Below are 9,186 nucleotides of genomic sequence, written 5' to 3'. Positions count from 1 at the left end.
GAACGCCCACCGACCATATGCCTGATATGAAGCTTTGCAATCTCGTTGTCAGTCATATCCAGCACGGGATAGCCTTGGGACTCTAACTCTGCAATAACACGCGCCCGATCTTCGCCACCCGGAAGCACTTGCACACCAACAAAGATCTGCGCGTCACTTCCTTCTGCATAGCGATAATTAAACTCGGTCACATTACGAGTTTGCAGCGCTTGAATAAACTTCTGATAGCTTCCAGGCTTTTCAGGGAGAGTGACAGCAATGATTGCCTCGCGCTGCTCACCAATTTCAGTTCGTTCAGAGATATAGCGTAAACGGTCAAAGTTAACATTCGCCCCACTAACGATGGTCACTAAATTCTCACCACTTAAGCCTTCACGTTCCGCATATTTTTTTAAGCCAGCGATGCCCACCGCACCTGCGGGTTCAGCAATTGATCGTGTATCATCAAAGATATCTTTGATGCCGGCACAAATCTCATCTGTTGAAACAGTAATCACCTCATCAACATACTTTTTGGCAATTTCAAAAGGCAGCTTACCAATCTGTTTAACCGCGACACCTTCTGCAAAAATCCCTACTTCTTCTAGAATTTCTCTACGCCCAGTCTCTAGCGCCACCTTAAGACATGCCGCCTCTTCAGGCTCAACACCAATCACTTTTGTTTCGGGGCGAACAAACTTAATATAGGCTGCCATTCCCGCAATTAAGCCGCCACCACCAACCGGCACAAACACCGCATGAATAGGTGCGGTATGCTGCATTAGTAACTCCATTGCGACCGTCCCTTGCCCGGCAATCACATCTTCATCATCGTATGGGGGAATATAAACCAAGCCCTCTTTCTTTACCTTTTCTAAGGCATAAGCGGAAGCTTCATCAAAGGCATCACCAACGAGTTCAACTTTTGCGCCCTTCGCCCTGACCGAGTTAACCTTAATTTCAGGGGTCGTTTTTGGCATAACGATAGTCGCGTCGATACCAAGCTTCTGCGCAGCTAAAGCAAGCCCTTGCGCATGATTACCGGCAGAAGCCGCAATCACGCCAGCTGCTTTTTCTTCATCTGTGAGTAAACGAGCACGGTTATAGGCTCCACGAAGCTTAAAAGAGAATACAGGCTGCAGGTCTTCTCTTTTAAGGTATATTTGATTATCAAAACGCTCCGACAATAGCGGCGCATGTGTCACCGGCGATTCAATAGCAACATCATAAACTCTGGCATCAAGTATTTTCTTGATATAACGGTTAATTGGCATCTTGGAACTCTTCACTTATAGGGCTGACATATAGACAAACAGCGTATAGGCAGACTTAATATAATTTTAATACCCTGCTCAATACCTGATAGCTAGAGAAAAATAAGCATCGAAGTGAGCACAAACAATCATAATCCTTTTCTCACTTATTGTCGGGCATTATAATGCCATTTATAACGATCAATACGCCATAATCAGATATTTACCCTAGCGGAGCATGCATGAACCAAGATCAATTAAAAAGCGCAGTCGCCCAAGCTGCTATTGACTATATCCAGCCGAAGTTGGATAACGATAGCATCATCGGCGTCGGCACCGGGTCGACAGCGAATTTCTTCATTGATCACCTTGCTAAAATCAAACATCAGTTTGATGGCGCAGTGGCCAGCTCCGAAGCAACAGCGGAAAGACTAAAAAGCCATGGCATTCCTGTTTACGCGCTGGGCTCAGTAGATGAAATGGAGTTTTATGTCGATGGCGCAGATGAAAGCAACGAGCGACTAGAGCTCATCAAAGGCGGCGGCGGTGCACTTACTCGAGAGAAAATCGTTGCTGCTGTTGCCAAAAAATTCATCTGCATTGTAGATGCCTCCAAGCAAGTTGGCTTGTTAGGTGAGTTCCCACTTCCAATTGAAGTTATCCCTATGGCACGCAGCCTGGTAGGCCGGGAAATTGTCAAACTTGGTGGTGACCCGGTTTATAGAGAAGGCTTCGTAACAGACAACGGCAATCATATTCTAGACGTTCACAACATGAAGATTCTCGAACCGAAGAAGCTCGAAGCCGAAATCAACAACCTTACAGGCGTAGTCACTAACGGTTTATTTGCACTTAGACACGCAGATCTGCTGTTTGTTGGCTCTGAATCTGGCGTAAAAATGCACGAAGCCGTATAATCGCGCACTTTATCGCTCTGCGAAAAAATTCAGGTCAGTAACACCGCTTATTAACGACAGGACAAAGCTATGATTTTTGACAACATTCCAGCAGGAAAAGACATTCCTAACGACATTAACGTCGTAATTGAAATCCCAGCTCAAAGCAGCCCGGTAAAATATGAAATCGACAAAGACATGGGAGCTGTTGTAGTTGACCGTTTCATGTCCACGCCAATGTTCTACCCAGCAAACTACGGTTTTATCCCGCACACTTTGGCTGACGATGGTGATCCATTAGATGTATTGGTTATCACACCATATCCAGTTATACCTGGCTCAGTAATTCGTTGTCGCCCAATCGGCATGCTAGACATGGACGATGAAGCGGGTGGTGATGAGAAGCTAGTAGCGGTACCTCACGACAAGCTATCTCCTGAGTACAAAGATATTCAGGATATTGAAGATATTCCAGTGTTACTGAAAGAACAGATCCAGCACTTCTTTGAGCGTTACAAAGAGCTTGAGAAAGGCAAGTGGGTAAAAGTAAAAGGCTGGGAAAATGCAGATGCTGCTCGTAAGTCAATCGAGAAGTCTGTAGCGAACTACAATAAGTAAGTTGTAGCGCTTAGCTCTATATAACAAAGGCCGCATCAGCGGCCTTTTTACTATCTGCACTTCACGAGTGCTAGAAAGTTAGCCCTGCTGAAGCAAACTGCGCAAGTCGATAATGGCCGCTGATGCTCTTGAGATATACGAAGACATTGTCAAGCTATGATTAGCCAACATCCCAAAGCCACTACCATTTAGAATCATCGGACTCCAAACAGCCTCTTGAGTCGCTTCCAATTCCAGTGTTATCTGCTGCAAGCTTACCAAAGCATTCTTATTGATCAGCACTGCCTTAAAGTCATGCTCTATTGCTTTTAGTATATGCACCAGCGCCCAAGCCGTACCGCGTGCTTCATAAAACACATCGTCTATTTCCATCCAAGCAGTCTTACGCTCCTGAGCACCTTCTGCAGCTGTCGACTGCTGAGCACTTGCATCGCCCGCCAAACCCAAGTCAAGCTGCTGGCGACCAACACTTTCACTCAAACGGCGCGACAAACTCCCTAAACGATTCTCGACTTCAGATAGCCAACTTCTTAAATTATCTGCTCGCGCATAGAACTGAGCGTCCGGTTGTTGAGGGTCAGAGAGACGCGCTAGGTAACTACGCGCTGCCTTCACGCCACGACGATATTCCGACTCACTGGCCGGAAGTGCCCAACTACTGTTATCGAAATGAAACTGGGGCTCTGCAATCGTTAAGTCCTTATCTTCAACCGACTGGCTTTGAGACCGGCTCAACTCCTTACGAAAGACCCTGGCCAAATCACGAACCTGAACCAGCACGCCATATTCCCAATTAGTAATATTATCCAGCCATAAACCAGGCGGAAAAATATCATTGCTAATGTAGCCTCCCGACTTATCCATCAGCGTTTCCATCAAATAGATCATCGTTGCTGTTGTCGCAAAGCCAGGAACCGGCTGGTGCTGCATCAACTCGGCCTGTTCATGAGAGTACTGAACAACATCGGTAATTTCCGGCTCAGAACTCCACCAAAAACCTAGAATAACAGACAAAAGTAAATAGACACCCAAAGCACCACCAATAGCTTTAGCCAACATTCCGCCCCCCAAGTAGTCTTGGAAATCTTCTTTTCTATGTCTTATAAAATCAGACAAACCTTCTTTCACATTAATAACCTGCTAACGTGTATAAATTCTCAATGACTTGGGAGAACTGTAATCCCCTACTATCAATTGCAAACACTTGCTATGAAGCAAATACTTCATTTGCTTGTGGCCGTTTCAAATGGTACCCCATTGCGCCATCAATCCCCAGCTCTTTTAAAGCCTGCCACTCGTCTTCTGACTCGACACCCACAGCAATCACATTAATTCCCTGACCATGTGCAATCTGGATCGCTGATCGCAGGAAGAACTGATTTGATTGACTGCCCTGAACGTTGCGAATAAAGCTATGGTCAACTTTGATGTAGTGAATATCCACTCGCTGTAAATACGAAAATGGCACCGAGCTTACACCAAAGCGCTCGACCGATAGACTAAAGCCATGCTCTTTTGCCATATTGCTCAAAACGACCAAGGCATTTTCATTATAACTCACGATATGTTCTGGAACTTCGACAATTAGCATTTCCGCCAAGCTGGGGTTCTGAACAAGCTGCTGATCAAACCAGGACAAGAAGCGCTCATCTATCAAGGCAGCTTCAGACAAGGTAATACAGTATCGGTGATTATCAGCTTCACCTTGCGCCAACTCATTGTGAGTTCGCTGCATCAAAAATTCTGGATCTGCCAGGCTCTCTACCACCTTCTCGACAACCAACTGATCAAAGGGCACCATCAATCCGAATCGCTCAGCCATCGGCAGGAAGGTCCCAGCGACAGTCAGCTCGCCTTCTACTTCAATTCGAGAAAGGACCTGCTGATACATAACCTTTCCTTCACCATCATAAACTGTTTGAGTATGAAGCTTCACATCTCGACTCAGCAATACCTCTTGCAAAATATTTCGCCACTCATTTGCCTGATGCACCTCTCGCATACTCTCTTCTGCCGACTGAATATGCGCATAACGCCGCCAGCCGGAAATACCATCTGACTGTGCTTGGCGTAAGGCTAAATCAGCTTTAGACAACAAAGTGCGAGCAGTATCATCAGCCTTTACGCAAGCCGCACCGATATGCACGCTATCATCGCGCAACAAGTGCTTGATATCAGAGAGTGAACAAATTTCTGATATCATTTTTGGCACCAGGACATCAATTTCATCATCCATAACACTCGGCATAAACACACTAAAATCGGCACCACTTCGCCTCGCAGCAAACGCATTCTGATGACGCTGTTCATATTTTTGCAGTATCTGCGCAACACTCGTCAACAGAGCATCGCCTCGATCTCGCCCCAATGACTCGTTAACTGCACCAAAGTCGTTAAGTTGCACTAAGACCAGACTTCCTTTTGCTGTGTGCTGCTGTGAATCCAGCTCTGTCTTTAAACGCCCATCAAAACCTTCACGGTTACTTAGGCCGGTAAGTGTGTCAACAAAAGATGCCTGACGCAGGTCCTCGATCAAATTTAATTGCTCTTCAAACACCCCGCCAAGCTGCCTGGCCATATCATTCATCGCATCGGCAACGCCTGCAAGCTCTCGGAATACAGGATGAGGAGCCCTAAAATCAAAATGGCGATGACTCATTTCCTGTGCATGAAACTGAAGCTGTTTTAAAGGCTTTAACACACCAGCTAATAGCCAACGCGCTGCAAATAAGCCGAGCACCAAAATACTTAGAAACCAAATTGACTCAGAACGAATCACTTTCCACAATTCAAGGTAGGCGTAACCAGGATGACTCTCTACCACAATCGTGCCCAACTGTTTCCAACCAGCTACAACTTCTGCACTTTTGGCAGGGGCCTTTAGATCAAGCAGAGAGACAAACCAGTCAGGGACAGTATCAACAGTTAAAGAGTTAGCGCGCACGACAATGGCGGCACCGTTCAAGTCAAAAAAAACAATTTTTCTGTAGTCACCACTGTCGAATATCGTGTCAACAATTCGCGCTGCCGCCACGCGATCTTGAGCATCTATACTCGTCGATAATGACAAGCCCAAAGAAGTAGCAGCATCCTGTGCATGGGACTGCAATTGATTCTGCAAATAGTCACGCATGGTGGTGATATTCAGCGTAAAGCTTCCAACCAACAACAACAGCAACATAATGCTAATATAAGCAAATAGTGTCCTTTGTAAGCTAGGACCCTGATTTGTCAGGCTATGACTATGCCTCATGATTAGGCCTCACTTACTTTATCTCCATCAGTATCTTCATTGGTGTCTTTTTATTAGCAAAGCCCAAGTATAAAAACGACCCGACCTCTTTCACCACAGAAATCATAATGGCCAGCCTGTAGGCATTGCTTCCATATAACAATAGATCAACTTACACATCCTGACATTTTTTGACGATAAAAACCTCCATATTCAGGGGATTATGCTAAATTATGTAGAGACGATTCGCGTTTACAAAAAGAATTCTTCCATTAGGATCAAGGAATGGCTCAGGACAACCAACGAGAGAAACTTAAACAACTGTTTGCAAAACGAGTTACGACGCAAGCCAGAGTTGTATTAGATGTCTATCAAAAGTGCAAACTCTCCTCTTGGGAAGACCTGGATCGCACTCAAGATTTAAATGATGCGAGTGAAAAACTAGAGCGTTTTGCAACCCGCTTTGAGATGTCTCGCCAGGAGACTTCGGCACGAAAAATTAACCAGCTACTGAGCAATGTTAACCCTGAAGCCCCGCTTTCGTTAGACAGCCAACAAAAAATTGAGTCCTTTATTCAGGAGCTGAATGAGTGCACTTTGCGAAAGAGTGATACCGGAGGGGGGCGAAGCGACACCTCGCACTCGAATCCACGTACTTTTTTACGCACTCCGATTTACCTCGCGCTAAACAACACCGAGTACGCTAACCGCATTATTAATCAGCTGGAGTTCTTTGGTTTTCGTTCAATCAACTTCAGTGATGTTGATGATTTTGTTCACGCAGCTAAGCAGGATAAGCCAGAGACCATCGTAGCCGATGTAGATTTTGGCGGGCATAAGCTTGCTGGCATCGATGCCGTTCAAGTAATCCAGGAGTCTCACGAGACAACTATTCCAGTTATTTATGTTAGCGAGAGCACTGACGACATTCAGACCCGGCTAAAAGCATCGCGCACAGGCGGCGAAGAGTTTTTTTATCGAGCCATCGACCCTGGCCAGCTAATAGAAAAAATTGAGCAATATACGCACGCCAACATTCAGGACCCATACCGTATTCTGGTAGTCGATGACTCTAAAGCACAAGCAAAGTACATTGAGAATATATTGCACAAAGCCGGCATGATTCCTCACATCATTACCGAGCCGATGGATATCCTGGTAGCCTTGGCGGATTTCCAGCCTGAGATAATTATCATGGATATGTACATGCCAGGCTGTACCGGTATGGAGCTAGCCCGAGTGATACGCCAGCAAGACAAGTTTCACAGCGTACCTATCATTTACCTCTCTGCAGAAGATGACGTCAACAAACAGCTACACGCGATGAGTCTTGGAGGCGATGACTTTCTAACGAAACCTATCGACCCGAAACACCTCATCGCCACGCTGCGAAACCGAGGCCGAAGAGCTCGATCCCTTTTGGCACTAATGATTCGCGATAGCCTGACCGGGCTTTACAATCATACCCATACTCTACATTTGCTAGAAATTGAAGTTGCTAAAGCAGCGGAAAGCGAACTACCTGTCTGTTTCGCAATGCTCGATATCGACTACTTCAAAAAGATTAATGATAACTACGGCCACCCTATTGGCGACCGCGTACTGAAAAGCCTTTCTCTTTTCCTTAAACAGCGGCTACGTAAAACAGACCACATCGGTCGCTATGGTGGCGAAGAGTTTGCCATCGTACTGCCAAATACTTCTGAACGCGATGCTAAAACTATTCTTAACGAAATACGTGAACGCTTTGCAGAATTACCACAGCCCGCCGGAACCGGCACATTCAATGTCACCTTTAGTTGCGGCATTGCATTAGCTGACCACGAAAACGCTCAATCCTTATGTGAAAAGGCTGATCATGCCCTATACGAAGCAAAGAGAAATGGACGAAATAATGTCCGTTGCTACAATACAGAACTGTAAGAAAACCTGCTTGTAAATAACGCAATATATGGGCAAACTAGCCACTATATTGTAGATAAAGTGTCATAAAAAGAAACTACACTTGTAGACATTTCTCACGGCACTTAGAATTAACTTTCTCTTTCACATGTTTTTACGAGCATCGTCTGATTATGGCTAGCATACTGGTACTTCATGGCCCAAACCTAAACCTTTTAGGCACCCGCGAACCCGAAATTTACGGCTCAGAAACTCTCAATGATATCAACTCTCGCTTAAAAGCCTGCGCCAAGAATAACAATATCGCGCTCAACACGTTGCAAAGCAATGCTGAACACGAACTTATCGAGCGCATACATCAAGCTAAGCAAGATGATACTCAGTTTATAATTATTAACCCTGCGGCATTTACGCATACGAGCGTAGCAATCCGAGATGCTCTACTAGCGATTGATATTCCTTTTATCGAAGTACATTTATCAAATGTTCATGCTAGAGAAACATTTCGCCATCATTCTTATTTCTCTGATGTCGCATTAGGCGTCATCTGCGGGCTGGGCAGCTTAGGTTACGATGCTGCGCTCAGCAAAGCCCTGCAGGCGCTATAAACCTAATACAGGAATTGTTATGGATATTCGAAAAATCAAAAAGCTGATCGAATTAATCACCGAGTCAGATGTAGAAGAACTAGAGATTAAGGAAGGCGAAGAGTCCATCCGCATCAACCGTCGCAAGCATGTTGTCGCCGCACCAGCAGCGGCCCCAGCACCCGTAACGTCTGCTTCAGCACCTATCACAGAAACATCCACTGCAAGTCCGGCACCGGCGAGCACCTCTAGTGACCAGACAATCAATGCCCCTATGGTCGGCACCTTCTACAAGGCGCCCTCACCTGACTCCGCCCCATTTGTTGAAGTTGGACAAAGCGTTAAGGCTGGCGATGTCTTGTGCATCATTGAAGCAATGAAAATGATGAACCAAATCGAGGCAGACCGAAGCGGCGTTATTCAGTCGATAGAAGTCAGTGACGGAGAACCTATCGAGTTCGATCAGATACTATTTACAATTGCATAAGGCTCGCAGGTAACACTGATGTTAAAAAAAGTTCTAATCGCTAATCGTGGCGAAATAGCCTTACGAATTCTACGCGCCTGCAAAGAGATCGGTATTCCTTCGGTCGCCGTACACTCCAAGGTTGATAGAGACCTTATGCACGTTCGCTTGGCAGACGAGTCAGTTTGTATTGGTAATAACAGCCCTGTCGAGAGCTACCTCAATATACCTGCAATAATCAGCGCCGCTGAAG

At 45.6% G+C, this 9,186-nt stretch carries 9 protein-coding genes; 6 read left to right on the top strand and 3 right to left on the bottom strand.

Annotation, left to right across the window (positions count from 1 at the left end; all coding sequences use genetic code 11):
* Positions 1-1,253, bottom strand: a 1,253-nt coding sequence (gene ilvA, locus A3761_RS02430) for a threonine ammonia-lyase, biosynthetic (RefSeq protein WP_068749730.1), incomplete at its 3' end; no start/stop codon positions are given.
* A 221-nt stretch (positions 1,254-1,474) separates the two neighbouring features.
* Between ilvA and rpiA the strand changes: the two genes are divergently transcribed.
* Positions 1,475-2,149, top strand: a complete 675-nt coding sequence (gene rpiA, locus A3761_RS02425) for a ribose-5-phosphate isomerase RpiA (RefSeq protein ID WP_068553488.1) — start codon at positions 1,475-1,477, stop codon at positions 2,147-2,149.
* A gap of 69 nt (positions 2,150-2,218) precedes the next feature.
* Positions 2,219-2,746 carry an inorganic diphosphatase gene (gene ppa, locus A3761_RS02420; RefSeq protein WP_068512204.1) on the top strand — a complete coding sequence of 176 codons (528 nt, stop codon included), beginning with the start codon at positions 2,219-2,221 and terminating at the stop codon, positions 2,744-2,746.
* A gap of 78 nt (positions 2,747-2,824) precedes the next feature.
* Here the strand turns inward: ppa and A3761_RS02415 are convergent, their stop codons facing one another.
* Positions 2,825-3,874 carry a DUF2333 family protein gene (locus A3761_RS02415; protein WP_068512200.1) on the bottom strand — a complete coding sequence of 350 codons (1,050 nt, stop codon included), beginning with the start codon at positions 3,872-3,874 and terminating at the stop codon, positions 2,825-2,827.
* Between the two features lie 79 nt (positions 3,875-3,953).
* Positions 3,954-5,999, bottom strand: coding sequence for an EAL domain-containing protein (locus A3761_RS02410; RefSeq protein WP_068567618.1), 2,046 nt, complete (start codon positions 5,997-5,999; stop codon positions 3,954-3,956).
* Positions 6,000-6,263: 264 nt separating this feature from the next.
* Here A3761_RS02410 and A3761_RS02405 point away from each other — a divergent pair, with 264 nt between their 5' ends.
* The 4 genes from A3761_RS02405 to A3761_RS02390 all read left to right on the top strand — a co-directional run.
* Entirely contained in the window at positions 6,264-7,901 is a 1,638-nt protein-coding gene (locus A3761_RS02405; protein ID WP_068554034.1) for a diguanylate cyclase, read from the top strand.
* A gap of 152 nt (positions 7,902-8,053) precedes the next feature.
* Positions 8,054-8,488 carry a type II 3-dehydroquinate dehydratase gene (gene aroQ, locus A3761_RS02400; RefSeq protein ID WP_068508593.1) on the top strand — a complete coding sequence of 145 codons (435 nt, stop codon included), beginning with the start codon at positions 8,054-8,056 and terminating at the stop codon, positions 8,486-8,488.
* 19 nt (positions 8,489-8,507) lie between these two features.
* Positions 8,508-8,954 (top strand): acetyl-CoA carboxylase biotin carboxyl carrier protein, encoded by a 447-nt coding sequence (gene accB / locus A3761_RS02395; protein ID WP_068512191.1) that lies wholly within the window; start codon positions 8,508-8,510, stop codon positions 8,952-8,954.
* A gap of 18 nt (positions 8,955-8,972) precedes the next feature.
* On the top strand, positions 8,973-9,186 hold a 214-nt coding region (locus A3761_RS02390), incomplete at its 3' end, for a biotin carboxylase N-terminal domain-containing protein (RefSeq protein WP_304439571.1).

This window comes from Oleiphilus sp. HI0123 (genome assembly GCF_001635315.1).
Note: the sequence above shows the minus strand (reverse complement) of the source record. Positions and strands in the feature narration are given on the sequence as shown.